Annotated in this window: 14 protein-coding genes; 13 read left to right on the top strand and 1 reads right to left on the bottom strand. The window is 73.0% G+C overall.

The features are described 5' to 3' along the window. Positions 1-683: 683 nt before the first annotated feature. Entirely contained in the window at positions 684-878 is a 195-nt protein-coding gene (locus ACIRPX_RS18430) for an ArsR family transcriptional regulator (RefSeq protein ID WP_404195409.1), read from the bottom strand. Between the two features lie 1,369 nt (positions 879-2,247). Between ACIRPX_RS18430 and ACIRPX_RS18425 the strand changes: the two genes are divergently transcribed. The 13 genes from ACIRPX_RS18425 (at position 2,248) to ACIRPX_RS18365 (ending at position 16,970) form a co-directional block, all read left to right on the top strand. Then, complete coding sequence (locus ACIRPX_RS18425) at positions 2,248-5,016, top strand: phosphoenolpyruvate synthase (protein ID WP_404195220.1); 2,769 nt, start codon at positions 2,248-2,250, stop codon at positions 5,014-5,016. Beyond that, entirely contained in the window at positions 5,013-6,665 is a 1,653-nt protein-coding gene (locus ACIRPX_RS18420) for a hypothetical protein (RefSeq protein WP_404195217.1), read from the top strand. The genes ACIRPX_RS18425 and ACIRPX_RS18420 overlap by 4 nt, the downstream gene beginning before the upstream one ends. A gap of 15 nt (positions 6,666-6,680) precedes the next feature. Beyond that, the gene (locus tag ACIRPX_RS18415; protein ID WP_404195215.1) at positions 6,681-7,784 is read left to right on the top strand and encodes an SDR family oxidoreductase; all 1,104 of its coding nucleotides are present in this window, start codon (positions 6,681-6,683) and stop codon (positions 7,782-7,784) included. Continuing rightward, positions 7,781-8,728 carry a nucleoside-diphosphate kinase gene (locus ACIRPX_RS18410; RefSeq protein ID WP_404195212.1) on the top strand — a complete coding sequence of 316 codons (948 nt, stop codon included), beginning with the start codon at positions 7,781-7,783 and terminating at the stop codon, positions 8,726-8,728. Before ACIRPX_RS18415 ends, ACIRPX_RS18410 begins: the two co-directional genes overlap by 4 nt. A 10-nt stretch (positions 8,729-8,738) precedes the next feature. Further along, positions 8,739-9,719 (top strand): ScbA/BarX family gamma-butyrolactone biosynthesis protein, encoded by a 981-nt coding sequence (locus ACIRPX_RS18405; protein ID WP_404195208.1) that lies wholly within the window; start codon positions 8,739-8,741, stop codon positions 9,717-9,719. A 52-nt stretch (positions 9,720-9,771) separates the two neighbouring features. After that, positions 9,772-10,671 carry a hypothetical protein gene (locus ACIRPX_RS18400; RefSeq protein WP_404195205.1) on the top strand — a complete coding sequence of 300 codons (900 nt, stop codon included), beginning with the start codon at positions 9,772-9,774 and terminating at the stop codon, positions 10,669-10,671. Next, on the top strand, positions 10,668-11,321 hold the full coding sequence (locus tag ACIRPX_RS18395; protein WP_404195203.1) for a nitroreductase family protein: 654 nt from the start codon (positions 10,668-10,670) through the stop codon (positions 11,319-11,321). Before ACIRPX_RS18400 ends, ACIRPX_RS18395 begins: the two co-directional genes overlap by 4 nt. Positions 11,322-11,485: 164 nt before the next feature. Further along, the gene (locus ACIRPX_RS18390; RefSeq protein WP_404195201.1) at positions 11,486-12,166 is read left to right on the top strand and encodes a DUF1707 domain-containing protein; all 681 of its coding nucleotides are present in this window, start codon (positions 11,486-11,488) and stop codon (positions 12,164-12,166) included. 580 nt (positions 12,167-12,746) lie between these two features. Next, a complete protein-coding gene (locus ACIRPX_RS18385) occupies positions 12,747-13,160 on the top strand; it encodes an ATP-binding protein (RefSeq protein ID WP_404195198.1) in 414 nt (137 codons plus the stop codon). Then, positions 13,157-13,621, top strand: coding sequence for an anti-sigma factor antagonist (locus ACIRPX_RS18380; RefSeq protein WP_404195196.1), 465 nt, complete (start codon positions 13,157-13,159; stop codon positions 13,619-13,621). Before ACIRPX_RS18385 ends, ACIRPX_RS18380 begins: the two co-directional genes overlap by 4 nt. Before the next feature lie 294 nt (positions 13,622-13,915). After that, complete coding sequence (locus ACIRPX_RS18375; protein ID WP_404195193.1) at positions 13,916-14,266, top strand: ArsR/SmtB family transcription factor; 351 nt, start codon at positions 13,916-13,918, stop codon at positions 14,264-14,266. Positions 14,267-14,460: 194 nt separating this feature from the next. After that, positions 14,461-14,943, top strand: coding sequence for an NADH-quinone oxidoreductase subunit B family protein (locus tag ACIRPX_RS18370; protein ID WP_404195190.1), 483 nt, complete (start codon positions 14,461-14,463; stop codon positions 14,941-14,943). After that, positions 14,940-16,970, top strand: a complete 2,031-nt coding sequence (locus tag ACIRPX_RS18365; RefSeq protein WP_404195187.1) for a proton-conducting transporter membrane subunit — start codon at positions 14,940-14,942, stop codon at positions 16,968-16,970. The genes ACIRPX_RS18370 and ACIRPX_RS18365 overlap by 4 nt, the downstream gene beginning before the upstream one ends.

Below are 16,970 nucleotides of genomic sequence, written 5' to 3'. Positions count from 1 at the left end.
ACCGCCAACGGACACGTCATCGCCGGCAACGACCACTTCGTCGCCCTGCCCTCGCGGCGCGCCCTGTCGCCCAACGGCAGCGGCCAGTACTCGGTGCAGGTGTGCGGGCCCGCGCGGTGCGAGACGGCACCGGTGTGGGACGTCGGCCCGTGGAACACGCACGACGACTACTGGAACCCCTCCTCCCAGCGCGAGCAGTGGAAGGACCTCGCCCGCGGCCTGCCCGAGGCACAGGCCGCCTACCAGAACGGATACAACGGCGGGCGCGACGAGTTCGGCCGCCAGGTGGCCAACCCGGCCGGAATCGACCTGGCCGACGGTACCTTCTACAACATCGGCCTGAACGACAACGGGTGGGTGACCGTCACCTATCTGTGGACCGACGGCGGCGACACCAAGTCCTTCCCGACCTGGGGTACGGACGTCAGCATCCGGGCTCAGGCGACCACCGACTCCACCCGCGTGGCCAGCCTGCCCGGCCCGACGACGGTCCGTGTGAAGTGCCAGGTGCACGGCCAACTCGTCAACTACGGCGGCTACAGCAACGACGCCTGGTCGTATCTGCCGGACTACGGCGGCTACGTCTCCAACATCTTCATCGACGTCCCCGACGCCTGGCTGCCCGGCGTCCCGAACTGCCGACCCCTCACCGCCCGGCGCGGTGCCGGCGCACCGTGCGGGTCCTACGGTGCGTCCGGTGCCGCAGCGGCGGGGTTCGCTCGGTCGAGCAGGGCCCGCCCCAGGATGGTGCGGTGGTGCAGAACCCTGTTGCCCGCGCGGCGGGTGGCGACCAGTCCCGCCTCGCGCAGGACCGCCGCGTGCCGGCTGGCCGTCGACGGCGCGAGCCGCAGTGCCGCGGCGAGCGCCGTCGTCGTCATCGGCGTGCCCAGCGTCTCCAGCAGCTGGGCACGGGAGGCGCCGATCAGCTGGGCCAGGGACGGTGCGGCCGTTCCGGAGCGCAGCCGTGGCAGCCAGCCCGGCTCGGGGGCGAGGGGGTGCACCAGGACCGGCGGCAGCGCGTCGTCCACCAGCGTCAACGGGGCCCGTACGCAGAAGAAGCCCGGGACCACGGTCAGCGTGCGGCCCCGCAGCCGAAGCAGTCGGGGCTGCGGATAGGGGGCCGCGAGCCGAGTGCCCTGGTGTCGCCAGCCGGGCTGCTCGGCGTAGCTGGCGAGGAGTCCCTCGGCGCCGCCGCTCAGTGCCGCCTCCGCACGCCGGGCACGGTCCTGGGCGACGCGCGCCCGGATCGCGGCCGTGTACGGCTCCACCGCGACGGCGTGGTAGCGCCGCAGGGTCAGGCCGAGCCAGCGCAGTGCCGCGGGGTCGCCGGTGGCCACCCAGCTCACGCTGCGGGGCGCCGGACCGCGCAGATCGGCGGACAGCCGGGTGAGTTCGGCGACGAGCCGGGCCCGGGGCGTGGACAGGACCCGGTCGACGGCCCCCTCCAGATCCGTGTCACCGCTGCAGGGAGTGAGGAAGTCGGGGAAGTACTTGGCCGGCGGGCACAGTGCCATCAACGCCCGTACGTCGGCGGTGAGTCCGGCGCCGTGCAGCGCGGACCTGACCTCCTGCCGCCACGGGTCGTACACCAGTGGTTCCTGCCGGTTCTGCAGCAGGTGGAGGCTCAGCACCGTCTCCCACAGCGGGTCGGGCTCGCGGGCCACCCGTAATCGGCTCAACGCCCCGTCACCGAACTCCACTTGAAGCACCGTGCACGCCCCCCGGACAGGGTGTCGCCGCCATCGCGTGATCGGCAGCTCACTATAGTGGCCCGCCGCACGCCTCCGCGCGTCACCGCGCGCCACCCCTCCCGCGGACGGCGTCGTACCGGGACCCCACGCAGTCTGTGACGAACTCCACGGGATGCAAATTCAATTCTGAAGGAAAATCGCCGGGAAAAACGACCTGGCGGCGTCCGGAAATGAATCCCTCCGGCGTGTTTCTTCGAGCGATCTGCCAGTCATATTCGGTCATGGGAAGTGAAGGCCCCGGCTGCTTCGAGTGGCTGGCCGCCGGCGTTCTCCGCTCCTGGTCGCGTCGCCGGGCGCCCGCTTACGGAACGGACTCGGACCGACGTGACCGGCGCATCCTTCGTGGCCGGGACGTCCTGCTCGTTGTCCGAACCCGGTGATGAACGACCGGCGAAATTCGGTTGAAGCGACTTCCGCGGTCGCGGAAGAGTTTTCTTGGATAGTGTCGTGAAACCTCTTGGTGAGGTCGAGCCGGAGTCCTTCGAAAGGAAACTAGTTGTCGCTCACCACGTCCGATCCCCGGTTCCTTCACGTCCTCACTCCGTCCAGTGAGCGTTCGCAGATCGCCGAATGGGCCGGCGGAAAAGGGAGAAACCTCCACACGCTGAGCGCGTCCGGATTTCAAGTACCGGAGTGGTCCGTGCTCGGCCTCGACGTCTTCGCGGAATTCTGCCGCGGCGGCGGACTGGACGAACGCCTGGTGGACCTGCTCGACGAGGGCTGGGACACACGGCCCGGGCAGATCGCAGCAGAGATCGCTCGTCTGGTCGAGGCCGCGCCTCTCGGCGAGCGCGTGGCCGCGGCCATCGCACGGGCCTACCGGCACGTCGGCGGCGGCCTGGTGGCCGTGCGCTCCTCCGGAGCGGAGGAGGACGGTTCGCACCACTCGTTCGCCGGCCAGTTCGACAGCTTCCTCAACGTCTCGGGCCTCGACGAGGTCACCGCCCATGTCCGCCGCTGCTGGGCCTCCGGGTTCTCGGAGCGCTCCCTGCGCTACCGGGCCCAGTGCGGACTGCCGCCCGGCGCCGGGGGCGTCGCCGTCATCGTCCAGCGCATGGTGGCCGCCGAGCGCAGCGGCGTCCTGTTCACCGCCGACCCGGCGACCGGCCGCACGGACCGCCATGTGGTCAGTGCCGTCCACGGGCTGGGGGAGGGGCTGGTCAGCGGCGCCGTCGATGCCGACACCGTCGTGCTCGACGCGGGCACCGGTGACGTGCTCAGCGCCGCGATCGGCGACAAACGGGAACGCTACGTCGCCGCTGCCGGTCCCGGCTGCGCCGTGTCACCGGTGGCGGACGAGGACCGCGCCACGGCGGCCCTGACCGCCGCGGACCTCACCCGGCTGCACGGTCTCGGCGTCCGCGCCACCGCACTCCACGGTGCTGCTCAGGACATCGAGTGGGCCATGGCCGACGGGACCTTGTGGGTCGTGCAGTGCCGCCCCGTCACCACCCCGGCTCCGGCGGTCGACGCCGCGAGGGCGCCGGAGGGTGAGCTGCGGATCTGGGACAACTCCAACATCATCGAGAGCTTCAGCGGTGTCGTCTCCCCCCTCACCTACAGCTTCGCCGCCGACACCTACGCCAAGGTGTACGACGGCTACGCCCGCGCGCTCGGCGTCCGGGGCCGGCGACTGCGCGAGGTACAGGAATGGACCCCGCACCTGCTCGGGTACGTCCACGGCCGGGTCTACTACAACCTCCACCACTGGTACCGCATGGTGCGCCTGGCGCCCCTGTACCCGCTCAACCGGCGCGTTCTCGAGAAGTCCCTGGGCGTCGCCGAAAGCCTCTCCGACGAGGCGGCCGACACCCTCCATCCCTTCACGCCCCGGGCCGGGCTGCGCGGCACGATGTCCCGGCTGGCCCGCACGGTGATCTTCACCGGACGGTTCCTGGCCGTCCGGAGGTCCGTGGAGACCTTCCACCGCGACTTCTCCCGCGCGTACGCCATCTTCGACAAGGTCGACTACGACGACCTGCCCGGTGACGAGACCTACCGCCGTTTCCGCGGGCTGCAGAGGCAACTCGTCGAGCGCTGGGGACCGATGCAGGTCCTGGATGCCTCGATCCTGCTCTCCGTCGGCCTGCTGGCGCTGCTCACCCGCAGATGGCTGCCGCACGCGCCGGAATGGTTCGTCTGGGCGGCGGCAGCCCCTGGCGGCGGCATCGAGTCCGCCGAACCGGCCCGGAAACTCACCGAGTTGGCCGCACTGGCGCGCGCCGACGCCGAGGTGCGCGACCTGCTGGAGCACACCCCCGACACCGGCGCCTACCGGGCGCTGCACGCGGCGGGCCACGCCGAGTTCCTCGCCGCCGTCGACACGTACATCGCCGACTACGGCTACCGCAGCCCCGACGAACTCAAGCTGGAGAGCCCCGACCTGCACGAGAATCCGGCCGCGCTGTTCACGCTGCTGCGTGACGTACCGGCGGACACCGGCGCGAGCGGCACGGGTGCTGGCGACCGCGGTGGCGAGGCCGACGCCTACCTCGACGCGCACCTGGGCGGTCCCCGCCGCCTGCTGTACGAAAGGGTGCGGGCCAAGGCCCGGACCGTGCTCGCCGACCGGGAACGGCTGAGGTTCTGCCGCACCCGCGCCTTCGGCGTGGCCAAGCGCATGCTGCGCGCCCTGGGCCGCGATCTGGCGCGCATGGGAGCCATCGACGCCTGGGACGACGTGTACATGCTGCGCCTGGAAGAGGTCCGGGGCGCCTACGAGGGCACGATCGCGCACACCGAGCTGAAGGAACTGGCCGCACTGCGCCGCGGGCGACTGGCCGCCGACGCCGCACTGTGCCCCCCGTCCCGCTTCGTCACCCGCGGCGCCCCGTACTGGTCGGGCAACCTGGAGCGGGCCGGCTGGAGCAGCGCTCCCGGCGCCCGCAGCGGTACCCGGGAACTGCGCGGCACCCCCTGCGGCCCCGGCGTCGCCGAAGGACCGGCCGTCGTCACCGACACCCCCCGCGACATCGGCGGCGGCATCCTGCTCACCTACCGCACCGACCCCGGCTGGGTGGCCGCGCTGCCCTCGGCCGCGGCTCTGGTCGTCGAGCGCGGCAGCCCGCTGACCCATGTCGCCGTCGTGGCACGGGAACTGGGCATTCCGACGGTGGTCCAGGTCAAGGACGCCACGACCGAGATCCGCACCGGCACCCTGCTGCGCGTCGACGGCGCCGCCGGAACGGTCACCGTCCTCGCCGACCCGCCCGACACCGGTACCACCGAGAGCCCGGACACTCCCAGGACGGAGATCCACCTGTGATCCTCACCGAGGACCAGTTGCAGGACCTGCTCGACAAGTCTCTCACCGAACTGCCCTGCGACGCCGCGTGGTCCGTGGCGCTGGAGGGCTCCGTCGCGGAGGGGTTCGGCAACGCCTCCTCCGACGTCGACTTCCTGCTCGTCGGGCGCTGCGAGGGCGACCTGCCGACCATGCCGTCGCTGCTCTTCGTCGACGGCCGCCGGGTGGAGATCCGCACCCGGTCGGTGCGTCAGTTGGCCGATCAGTTCCGCACGTTGGAGAAGGCGGCCCGGCGGCCCGACCGGCTCTCCGAGGACTTGCTCAACCGCTGTCAGCGGCTGCTGCACAGTCACCCCCTGCGCGGGCACGTCCTCATCGACGAGGTCAAGGCGATGCTTCCCGTCGAGCGGCTGCGTCGTATAGCCGGCGACTGGTGGGCATACCGGGCCCGCCAGTCCCTGCGCCACGCGATGGCGCTGCACTGCCTCGGCGAGGTGGACGAGGCGGTCGACTGGACCCGCGCCGGACTCGTCCAGGCGGTCAAGTCATGGGCGGCCGGCCTGGGCGAGACCTACCTCGAACCCAAATGGCTGTCCCTGCAACTGGACCGGGCGGACCGGCCCGACGTACGCGAGCGGTACTGGCAACTGGACGCCGCCGCCCCCGCCCCCGGTGTCGCCGACGCGGCCGGCGGCTACCTGACCGCGTGCCTCGCCTTCGCCGAGGACCTCGGTCTCACCGGCATCCGCCGGCGTCCGGAACGGCTCACCGTCGAACGTGCCCCCGGGGTGACCACCTGGCAGACCGGCGAGCGGGTCCACGTCGTCCGCGGACGGCGCGAGGTGTTCGCCCTGGGCGAGGACACCGGGGCCGTCTGGCGCCGTGTCGTTCCGGGCCGTCCGCTGCCCCAGGTGCTGGCGGCGGCCGCGGCCACCGGCGTCACCGACCCCGGCGCGCGGCTGGCCGCGTTCCTGCGTCTCGGTCTGATCCGGCTGGCGTGGAAGGGCGGCGGTCCCGTCGTCCCCGCGCTGCCGCTCGCCGCGCCGCCCGGCCCCCTCACCCCGCCGGCCTCCACCGTGCGCCCGCCGCTGTCGGTGCGCGGCGCCGCCGTCAGCGGTCCCGACGCCATCGAACTGGTGCCGCTGCCCGCCGCCCGGTTCGCCGCCGCCGCCATGGCCCTGGTGTGGTCCAACGTGGTCGTCGAGAACGCCCTGGAGGACCTGACCGGCGCACTGCGGTGCGGTCAGTGGCGGGTCGCCGAACTCACCGCCCGCCGCGCCGTGCACGCCGCGCTGCGCGGACTGTTCAGCGCCTACGGGGTGAGCCCGCTGCCCGCCGACTGCGACCTCGTACGCCGTATCGACCTGCTGCCTCCGACCGTCCGCCCCGTCCAGGCGCGCGCCGAGGAACTGCTGCGGCGCGGAGCCGACCCGGCGGAGCACGGCGGCGACCTCCTCACGGACGTCCGCTCCTGTGTCGCCCTGGCGCGGGTCGCCGCCGGCGCAGCCGCCTTCCCCGCCTCCTTCGACTCCGGTGACGCCTGGCGGGCGACCCTGCAACTCGGCTACGACTGGCTGCGCCTCGGCGCCCACCTCGACGCGCAACTGCCCCTCGAGGAGGCCCGAGACCTGCTCGCCGGCCACGGCGCCGCATCGCACCGGGCCGCGTGAGAGGAGCACCGACCGATGACCGACACGTTGACCGACACGATGACCGTACTGGTGACCGGTGCCAGCGGGCTGGTGGGCGCGGAGGTGACCGCCCGCCTCACCGCCGGGGGCCACACCGTGGTGGCCCTGGTGCACCGCAACGGTGACCTCGTCCGCAACAGTGGCGGGAGACTCACCCCCGGACCGGGCGTCCTCACACCCATCACCGGCGACATCACCCGCCCCGGCCTCGGGCTGACCGACGGCGACCAGCGCCTCGTCGCCACCGCCGACCGGATCGTGCACTGCGCCGCCGTGACCCACTTCGGACTGCCCGCGGAGCGGTACGAGACCGTCAACGCCGCCGGCACCCGGCACGTCCTGGACCTCGCCGTCACCCACCGAACCCCGCTGGTCCACGTCAGCACCGCCTACGTGTGCGGGGAACGCGACGGCACCGTCCGCGAGGACGAACTCGACGTCGGGCAGCGCCCGGGCAACGACTACGAGAGGAGCAAACTGGCCGCGGAGACCATGGTCCACCAGGCCGCCGTGGCGGGCCTGCCGGTGACCGTGGTGCGTCCGAGCATCGTCACCGGCGCCGCCCGCACGGGCCGCGTCCGCGACTTCATGACCATCTACCCCGTGCTCAGGGTCCTCACCAGGGGCCTGGTGGGCACCGTACCCGCCCACTACGACGCCGCCCTCGACCTGGTCCCCGTCGACCGCGTCGCCGACCTGGTGGCCGGGGCCGCCACCCGCTTCGACGCCGTCGCGGGCCGCACCCTGCACGCGGTGGGCCAGGAGCTGACTCTGCGCGACTTCTCGGACGTCCTCGCCGAGTACCCGTGTTTCCAGGTGCCGAGGTTCCTCCCGCCGTCCGCGTTCTCCGCGTCAGCCCTGTCCGACCGCGAACGCCCCTACTACGACCGCGTCATCGCCCTCTACGACACCTACTTCCGGCGGCGCGTCCGCTTCGACGACACGCAGGCGGCCGCGGCGTTCGGCGGCCGTCCGGCGCCCGCGGGCGCCCGGCCCTATCTGCGCCGCCTCCTCGACCACTGCCTCAGGACCGGCTACCTCGGCGCGCCCCCGCGCCGGGAGCCGGCCGGTGCCCGAACCGACGGGAGCACCCCGTGACGACCCATCCCGCCCCCGACGAGACCACGCACGGCATCCCCGTCCCGCCGCTGCTCACCTGCCGCCCGGACAAACAGCGCTGGTACGGCGCGGACACCTACTACCAGGAGAGCTACGGACAACTGGCCGCGCTCACCGACGACGTCATCGGCTTCGCCCACCGCCATGCCGCTGTCCTGCTCAAGCCGGACGCGGTGGTGGCCCGCAGGCTGGAGGCCGCGGTCCAGTGGCTGACCGAGCAGGGCTTCCGGATCGTCGGCGCCGCGGTCACCCGGCTGACCCGCACCATGATCCGCTCCCTGTGGTACTTCCAGTGGAACCTGGCCACCCCCTACCGCAGGCGGCTCGCCGCGCTGTTCCTGCAGGATGCCGACGCCCTCGTGCTGCTGGTGCGGCCCACCCATGCGCCGGCCGTCCCCGCCTCGGTCGATCTGACCCGGCTCAAGGGGCCGACCGACCCCGACGCCCGCCGGCCCGGCCAGCTCCGTCACCTCCTCGGCCGCTACAGCTACCTGCTGAACCTGGTGCACACCCCCGACGAACCCGCCGACGTCCTGCGCGAACTGGCCGTCCATTTCGACGACGCCGCGCGTGAACGCCTCTTCCGCTCCGCGCTGGCCGACCACGACCGCACGGCGGACGCCCTTCGACTGGCCCACGAGCTCTACACGGCCACCGAGCCGCGGGACCTGGACTTCGCCCCCGCCGCCGAACGGATACGCGACGCCGTCTCCCGCCACCCCGGCATCGACCCGGACGCCGGTCCCCGGTTCCTTCTGGAAAGAGCCTGGGAACTCGGGATCGTCCTCGACCCGTGGGACACCGTCATCGTCGGATCCACGGTGCTCCCGATGCGGCAGCCCGGCCGCACCCCCGTGCTCGACGGCGCAGACGTCGACGCATGGCGGCTCCACCTGGACGCCCTCCGCGTCGCGTCGGCGTAAGGAGCGGTTCATGCAGTTCACCCGGACACTCCCGAGGGAGCTGGTGCACCGCGCCGCGATCGCGGAGGTCTTCCTGACCGACGTGCAGCGGCACAGTGCGGACGAGGTGCTGCTCGCCGCGCAGCTTCCCCGCCTCCACGCCTTCTACGACGACACCCTCGGCCCCCGCACCCACCACGACCCCCTGTTGCTGCTGGAGGCGTGCCGGCAGAGCATCTTCGTGGTGGCCCACCACTACTTCGATGTCCCCCTGGGCCACAAGTTCCTGCTGCGGTCCCTCGCGTTCGAGGTACCGGACCCGTCCGCCCTGGCCCGCGACGATCACCCGACCGAGACCGTCATCGGCGCCCGCGTCGAGCACCGCTTCCACGGCCGGACCGGCGTGACGGGACTGCGGCTGGGCTTCACGGCGACCACCGGGGCACGCGAGGCCCTGCTGGCCCGCGTCGACTACCGCTGGATGCCGCCGGGGGACTGGACACGTCTGCGGGAGGGGCAACGCGCAGAACTCGGCCTGCCCCACACCCCCGTCGCGCTGCCCGGACCGCGCGTCGACCCCGGCCTCGTCGGCCGGCGCGACCCGGCCAACACCGTCATCTCCCCGCCGCACACCTCGCGCGACGGCGCGCGCACGGCACGCCTGGTCGCCCGGACCGGCCACCCTGTCCTGTACGACCACTGGGTCGACCACGTGCCCGCGATGCTGGAGCTCGAGGCCTTCCGCCAACTGGCACTGAACGCCGCCCTCGCCACCGGGGCGGTGACGCCCGCCGCCATGCCGATCGGCCTGGCCGCGCGGTTCCGCCGCTTCGCCGAGATGGACCTGCCCCTGGAGTGCCGGACGGCTCCGGCGCCGCCGGGCGGCGACGCCGCGTGCACACTGCACCAGCTCGGAACCCTGGTCACCGACGCCCGGATCCGACTCGCCGACCGGCCCCCGGCTCGCCTGTCCGGCGCCTCCGCGCCCCGGGGAGCCCACCGACCGGCCTGAGCCCGACCCGACCGGCACACCAGCAGCACACCCGAACAGGGGGATCTCCTTCGTGACCACCGCCGTCGTACCCCACGTGCCCGCCCGGCTGGGCCGCTTCGTGCTGCGCATGTTCCGGCCCCACATCTACGTCACCTACGCACTGCTGTGGGTCCTGGCCCTGGAGAGCTCGGCGGTGGCACTGACCGGCACCGCCTGGCGGCCGACCGGCGCCACCTGGGTGCGGGTCGTCACCGTCGTACTGGCCCTGCTGTTCCTGCGGATGCTGGACGAGCAGAAGGACCTCGCCTACGACCGCGTGCACCACCCGGACCGGCCGCTCGTCACCGGTGCGATCACCGTGACCGAACTCCGCGGTGCGATGGCCGCGCTCACCGCGGTGGTCGCGGGCCTGAACGCACTCCAGTCGGCGACGGCCCTCCTGCTGATCCTCACCTCCCTCGGCTACGCGCTGTTCCTCGCCGTCCTGGAAGGGGCGTCGCGGGCGGTGCGCGACCGGCAGCTGCTCAACCTCGCGGTCACCTGTCCGGTGCAGGTGCTGCTCGGCGCCTACGTGTACGGCGCGCTGGCCGCCGCCGGGACCGTTACCGCCGACTGGCACGGCGTGGTCCTGCTCGCCCTGTGCGCCTGCGTCTTCCTGCACTTCGAGTTCGCCCGCAAGACCGCCTGGACGGCCGAGCCGACCGCCCGCCTGTACTCCGCCGGCCTCGGCCCCCGGCGCAGCGCGGCCGTCACCGCGGGCTTCGCGGCCGGTGCGATCGGCTGCCAGGTCGCGCTGTTCGCGCCCGACGGCCCGCTCGGACTGCTGCCCTGCCTGGCGGCGGTCCTCCCCGCCTGGGGCACCCGGCGGTTCCTGGCCGCGCGCCGTGGCGGCTGGCCGTTGCCGGCCGCGATGGGCTTCGTGGTGAGCACCTACCTGGCCCTGGTCGTTCGGGCGGTGCTGCTGCCGTGACCGCCCGACCTCCCGCGTCCATCGACGAGTTGCTGACCACCACGCGTTGTGTCCGGCGCGGCCTCGACCTGGAACGGGCGGTGGACCCGGAGCTGGTCAAGGACTGCCTGCGCATCGCCCTGCAGGCACCCAACGGCAACAACCGGCAGAACTGGCGGTGGATCCTGCTCACCGCCCCGCGGGTGCGCAGGCAGGTCGCCGAGGTGTACCGGGCGGCGTTCTACGACCGCAACACCGCCGCCCTCCGGCGGATGGACGAACTGCCCCCGCAGCGCCGGTCCGTGCTCACCGGCGCCCGCGCGCTGGCCGACCGGCTGCACCGGGTGCCCGTCCTGGTCGTCCCCTGCCTCGAACTGGCCGATGCGGGACTGCCGGAGGGCAACCAGGCAGGTCTGTGGGCATCGCTGCTGCCCGCGGCCTGGAGCTATGCGCTGGCCGCCCGCAGCCGTGGCCTGGCCACCGCCTGGACGGCGGTCCACCTGGACCGCGAGCAGGAGGTCGCCGACATACTGGGCCTGCCGCCCACCGTGCGCCAGGGCGCCCTGCTGGCGACGATGTACCCGCTGCGCACCACCTTCCGGCCGGGGCCGCGCCGGCCCCTGGAGGAGGTCCTGCACCACGACGGCTGGCAGGGCGGCAACGTACCCTGAGCCAGCGAGCGTTGTGCGGGCCAAGGATGGCGCCGTCGCGCCGTCCGGGCGGGCACGGCAGGCGCCACCCGAGGGGGTGATCCGTATCGCGATATGGCGTTAGTCTTCCACGGGCGCCGCTGCCCGCGTCGCGCGAAGGCGTTCGACTGGAACAGGACGAAAGCATGTCAGGAGAGATCCCGCCCATCGGCGAGCGTTCCGGCCCCGGCTCGCCGCCCGAGCTGCGCGCGTCGCACGCCGACCGGGACCGGGTGGTGGATGTGCTGCGTATCGCGGCGGGGGACGGGATGCTGACCGCGGACGAGCTGGACGAGCGGCTGGAATCCGCCCTGTCGGCCCGGACTCTGAGCGAACTGGCCCACCTCACCGCCGACCTGCCGTCGGCGTCGACCGCCGCGGACGGTGCCGCGGCAGAGGCGGCGCAGGTCAAGGACGTCATCCGGATCGAGCAGGTGTTCAGCGGCGCGATCGAGCGGACCGGCCGCTGGGTACTGCCGCGGCGGCTGGAGCTCGCGGTGACCTGGTGCGACGTGACGCTCGACCTCACCGAGGCCGTGATCACGCAGGACACTCTGCGGATCGACGTGGCCATGGCGGGCAAGAGCCTGACGCTGGTCACGAGGCCCGGCATCGAGATCGACGTCGACGGCCTGACCCTGATTCACTGCAAGCTCGCACACCGCCGCATGCGGACGCCCCCGGGCACACCGACCACGCTGCGCGTCGAACTGGTCGGCCAGAAGGTCCACGGCAAGGTGGTGGTACGGCCCCCACGCCGAACCTTCATGCAGTGGCTGCTGCGCAGGCCCGCGTCCGCCTCCGCGAAAACACTCGACCATCGCTGAACGGCTCCGGGCCGGCGGTTGCCGGCCTTGCTTCCTTGAGCCCATCCGCGCCTGCCCCTGGAGAGCCTGGCCACCGTGACCGGTCCATCGGCACCGGCCGGGGCTTAGGAGAGTGCGGAGACCTCCGGAGGAAAGCCATGCGCTGACGCTGCCCGCGCAGCGCGCCGGCTGACGCGCGCGGCGCGTCGCCCGCGAGCACTTGCGGCCTGCGGCACGGGGCGCCGCCAGGTACGGCCAGGATCCCCGGTCGTCGACAGGATCCGGCACCGGTGGCTGTGCGGTGAGGGGCCCCGGCTGCTGTCGCAGCGGTGCCGTCTGTGCGTGGCGCGACCCCCGCCGTAGGTTGGGGTGCAGAATTGCGAAAATTCGCAATTGGTTAGATGCTTCATTGTCCGTGTTCGCAAGTGGCCGCGGGCACAGCTTTGCGTGCTCGCCCCGTGATGGGGCCTTGTCAGGGAGACCGAGGGGTCGTGTCCGTTCCGCTGTACCAGGCCAAGGCCGAGCTCTTCCGGCGCGACGCCCCGCCGCGCCTGCGCCCCAAGACGGTGGCCGGCTTCCGCCTCGCCCGCGTGGAGATCCGATGACGCCCGCCCTCGGTGCCCTCCACAACCGGCACGTCCTCACCCTGCCCAACGAACCCTCTGCCGTCCGCCTCTCCCGCGAGACGGCCGAACAGGCGCTGGCCGAGTGGGGGATAGGCCTGCGTCAGCATGCCGTGGACGTGGCGCTGCTGATCCTCGGTGAACTGGTGACCAACTGCGTTCGGCACGCCGCCGAGCTGTCCCCCCAGATCATGGTGATGTACGCGGCGAGCGGACAGCACCTGTCCTTCGCCGTCCACGACCGCGACCCCCACCAGCCGTCGCTGCACCGAACCGGCGGCACCGGTGGAGGTCTCGGCATGGTCGCGGAGCTCACCCGGCAGCTCGGCGGGACCGCGGTCGTGCACGGCGACGCCGAGGGCAAGAGCATCGCGATCACCCTTCCTCTGTGACCGGACAGCAGGCCCGGCCGGCCGCCTGCGCAAGGGAGCTGACCTGCATGACCATCGACTGGCACTACAGGGCTGACGACGATCTCGGCATCCTGTCCGTCGCCGGATACCTCGGCCCCGAGGCCGTCCGCCGGTTCGCCGGTGCCATCGGCTGGGTCGTGGCCCGGGGCGCCGGGCCGGTCATCGTCGACCTCGGCGAACTGCGCGGTTGGTCCCCCGAAGGGCGGCTGGCCGTCATCGAAGCCGCACGTCGTCTCGCCGAGGCGGGCCGCGGCCTTGAGCTGGCGGCGATCCCAGCGGGCGAGCCCCTCGTTCCGGCCGGCGGCTGTCCGGCCATCCCGGTGCACGCCGACCTGGCCGCCGCGTGCGCCGCGCACCGCTCGGAACGGGCGAGCCCGGGGCCGGGGCGTCTCGGGCGGCGTACGACGGGATGGCCGGGCGGAGAGCGGCTCGGCGCGTAGCCCGTGGCCGGGCCCTGTGGCCCCTGCCTTCCGTGCGGCCGGAGAGCTTGAGGCGGCGCTGCGGCGTGCAGGGGATGACCCGCGTTGCCCAGCTGGCCATCTCAGCAATTGCTAATATTGGCAATTGCTGAGATTGTTAGCGCTGGGTCCGACGGTTCGGTTCTCGTCCGCGGGTTCGGCGTAGCGGTCGCCGCAGGCGAGGATGGTCCGCATGTTCTTGACGAGTGGGTGGATGAGATGGGCCGAGATCCGGCCGGTGGGGCCGTGCTCTTGTGTCGGGGAGGGGACGGCACGATGAGCACGCCGCTGTACCAACTGAAGGCCGAGTTCTTCAAGACCCTCGGCCATCCGGCCCGTATCCGGGTCCTGGAGCTGCTGAGCGAGCGTGAGCACGCGGTCGCGGAGATGCTGCCCGAGGTGGGTATCGAGCCCGCGCACCTGTCCCAGCAGCTGGCCGTGCTGCGGCGGGCGAACCTGGTCAAGACCCGCAAGGAGGGCTCGACCGTGTACTACTCGCTGATCAGCCCCCAGGTGGCGGAGCTGCTGCGGGTCGCGCGGACGATCCTCACCGGCGTGCTGTCCGGTCAGGCCGAGCTCCTGGCCGACCTGCAGGCCGTGCAGGGCGAGTCGAAGCCGCCGTCGTAGCCGGGACCCCGTGACCGGCGGTCGTCTCCCTGGGGCTGGACAGCGCTCTGTGGCACCGGGAGACGGCCGCCTCGACCCCTTCCTCGGCACGCCCACCATGTGGCGAAGCGGTAGGAAATTGTCGTAACTCCGGCTGTGTGGCGCTCGGTTGGTCAGCCACCGGCCCATCCGCACCGTTTCTCCGGGAGGAGTCCATGGGCCTGCTGCGCAAGATCCGCGACGTCGGCCGGGTCGCCGAGCCCGCGGCGCCGCGCCCGGACGGCGAAGTGCTGCCGCGGGCGCGGGAGCTGGGCGGCTCGGTGCAGGTGCGGTGCATCGACGCCGGTTCCTGCAACGGCTGCGAGGTCGAGATCGCCGCGGCCTTCAACCCGGTGTACGACGCCGAGCGGTACGGAGCCCGGCTGGTGGCCTCGCCCCGGCACGCGGACGTGGCCCTGGTGACCGGGCCCGTGACACGCAACATGGCCGAGCCGCTGCGGCGCACGGTGGCCGCGATGGGCGAACCGCGGCTGGTGGTGGCGGTGGGGGACTGCGCGATCAACTGCGGTGAGTTCGCGGGCGGATACGGCGTCGAGGGCGCCGTGGCCGACGTCGTGCCGGTGGATCTGGCGGTGCCCGGGTGCCCGCCCGAGCCGGCGGAGATCGTAGCGGCGCTGCGGAGAGTGACCGGACGGTGAGCCTGATCCCGGCTGCCCTCGCGACGGCCACCGCACTGGGCGGCGCGGGCGCGCTGGCCGGCCTCGTACTGCCGTACCGGCTGCGCGTGCCGGCCGTAGGAGTGCTGACGGCGGGCGTCGGCGCCGGCGGCGCCACGGCGGGCGCGGCCGCACTGGGCGGAAGCCACTGGGCCGCCGCCCTCCCCGGACTGCTGCCACTGGCCGGGGCACACCTGGCGATGGACGGCCTTGCGGGCCTGTTCACGGCGGTGGCCGGAGCCGTCGTCGTCGCGGTCGCCGTGTACGGCATCGGCTACGCGGCAGGCCACGGCGAGCACGGCCTCGGCTCACGGACCGCGCAGACGGTGCTGCCACTGTTCGCGCTCACCCTGGTGCTGGTACCGGTGGCCGCGTCGGTCTCCACGTTCCTGATGCTGTGGGAGCTGATGGCACTCGCCTCGCTGCTGCTGGTCCTCACCGAGCACCGTGAACGCGCCCGGGTGCGGCAGGCGGGCGTCTGGTACGCGGTGATGACGCACCTCGGCCTGGTGCTGCTGCTCGCCGCCCTCGCACTGTTCGCCGCCCAGGCGGGCGGGGAGAGTTTCGCCGCACTGCGCGCGGGCGCGCACGGCATCTCCCCGGCCGTGCGGGGGCTGGTGTTCGTGCTGGCCGGGCTGGCCTTCACGTCGAAGGCGGGCGCACTGCCCCTGCATGCCTGGCTGCCACGGGCGCACCCCGAAGCCCCCAGCCCGGTCTCGGCGTTGATGAGCGCCGCCATGGTCAACCTCGGCGTCTACGGCCTGATCCGCACCGGCCTCGACCTGCTCGGCGGCGGACCTGCCTGGTGGTGGCTGGCCCTCTTGGCGGTCGGCGGGATCAGCGCGGTCTACGGGATCCTGCAGGCCGCGATGGCCTCCGACCTGAAGCGGCTGCTGGCGTACTCGACCAGCGAGAACATGGGCCTGGCCCTCATCGGCGTCGGCGCCTGCGGACTCTTCTCCGCCTACGGCGAGCGGCCGCTCGCCGCGCTGGCGCTGGCCGCCGCGCTGCTGCATGTGGTCAACCACGCGGCGTTCAAGGCCCTGTTGTTCTGCGCGGCCGGATCGGTCTGGCGGGCCACCGGCCTGCGCGACCTGGACCGGCTCGGCGGGCTGCGCGCCCGCATGCCGTACACGGCCGGGCTGTTCGCGCTGGCCGCGCTCGGCGCGGTGGCGCTGCCGCCCGGTAACGGGTTCGTCAGCGAGTGGCTGCTGCTGCAGTCCCTGATCCACGGCCTTCAGGTGCCGGGCGTCGCGGTGGCGATCGCACTGCCGCTGTCGGTGGCACTGATCGCCCTGTCGGCGGGCATCGCCGCGGCGGCGTTCGTCAAGGCGCTCGGTGTGGGCTTCTTCGCCCGCCCCCGCAGCGAACCCGCCGCCACGGCCGAGGAAGCACCCGCCCTCATGCTTGCCGGGATGGGCCTGCTCGCCGCCGCGTGCGTGGCCCTGGCCCTGGTGCCCGGCCTGCTGGGCGAGGGCCTGGACCGGGCCGTGGCCGCCGCCGGGCTGCCGGGCGGCGCCCTGCCCGGACGCGGACTCGGAGTGCGGCTCGCGGACATCTCCGCGTCGCTGTCGCCGCTGTGGGTGGTCGCCGCCCTGACCGGTGCCCTGCTCCTCGCCACCGTCCTGCCCCGCCTGTACGGACGCCGGCGGCGCCGTGAGAACGCCCGGCTGTGGGACTGCGGCGGCGGGGCACCGACGCCGCGCATGGCCTACACCGCCACCTCGTTCGCCGAGCCGCTGCAGCGCGTCTTCGACGACGTCCTCGCCCCCGAGCAGGACGTGGACGTCACCCCGGTGCGCGAGTCGGCATATCTGGTGGAGCGCGTGCGCTTCGAGCGGCGGGTACCCGACCGGGTCGAACACCGCCTGTACCAGCCGGTGTTGCGGGCTCTGGCCGGGACGGGGCAGGCGGCCCGGCGGCTGGCGGGCGGCAGTGTGCACCTGTATCTCGGCTACGGCTTCGCGGGCCTGGTCGTGCTGCTGTTGGCGTTGGCGGTGGGCTGGTGA

This window comes from Streptomyces sp. NPDC101225 (assembly GCF_044767585.1).
Classification (GTDB): domain Bacteria; phylum Actinomycetota; class Actinomycetes; order Streptomycetales; family Streptomycetaceae; genus Streptomyces.
The sequence above is the reverse complement of the archived record's forward strand: the minus strand, read 5'-3'. Positions and strand labels throughout refer to the sequence as shown.

Bases quoted from the DNA above. Each gene is read 5' to 3' on its own strand.
- ACIRPX_RS18390 (WP_404195201.1), top strand. From the start codon at position 11,486: ATGTCAGGAGAGATCCCGCCCATCGGCGAGCGTTCCGGCCCCGGCTCG.
- ACIRPX_RS18375 (WP_404195193.1), top strand. From the start codon at position 13,916: ATGAGCACGCCGCTGTACCAACTGAAGGCCGAGTTCTTCAAGACCCTC.
- ACIRPX_RS18405 (WP_404195208.1), top strand. From the start codon at position 8,739: ATGCAGTTCACCCGGACACTCCCGAGGGAGCTGGTGCACCGCGCCGCG.
- ACIRPX_RS18370 (WP_404195190.1), top strand. From the start codon at position 14,461: ATGGGCCTGCTGCGCAAGATCCGCGACGTCGGCCGGGTCGCCGAGCCC.
- ACIRPX_RS18430 (WP_404195409.1), bottom strand. From the start codon at position 878: ATGACGACGACGGCGCTCGCCGCGGCACTGCGGCTCGCGCCGTCGACG.
- ACIRPX_RS18415 (WP_404195215.1), top strand. From the start codon at position 6,681: ATGACCGACACGTTGACCGACACGATGACCGTACTGGTGACCGGTGCC.
- ACIRPX_RS18385 (WP_404195198.1), top strand. From the start codon at position 12,747: ATGACGCCCGCCCTCGGTGCCCTCCACAACCGGCACGTCCTCACCCTG.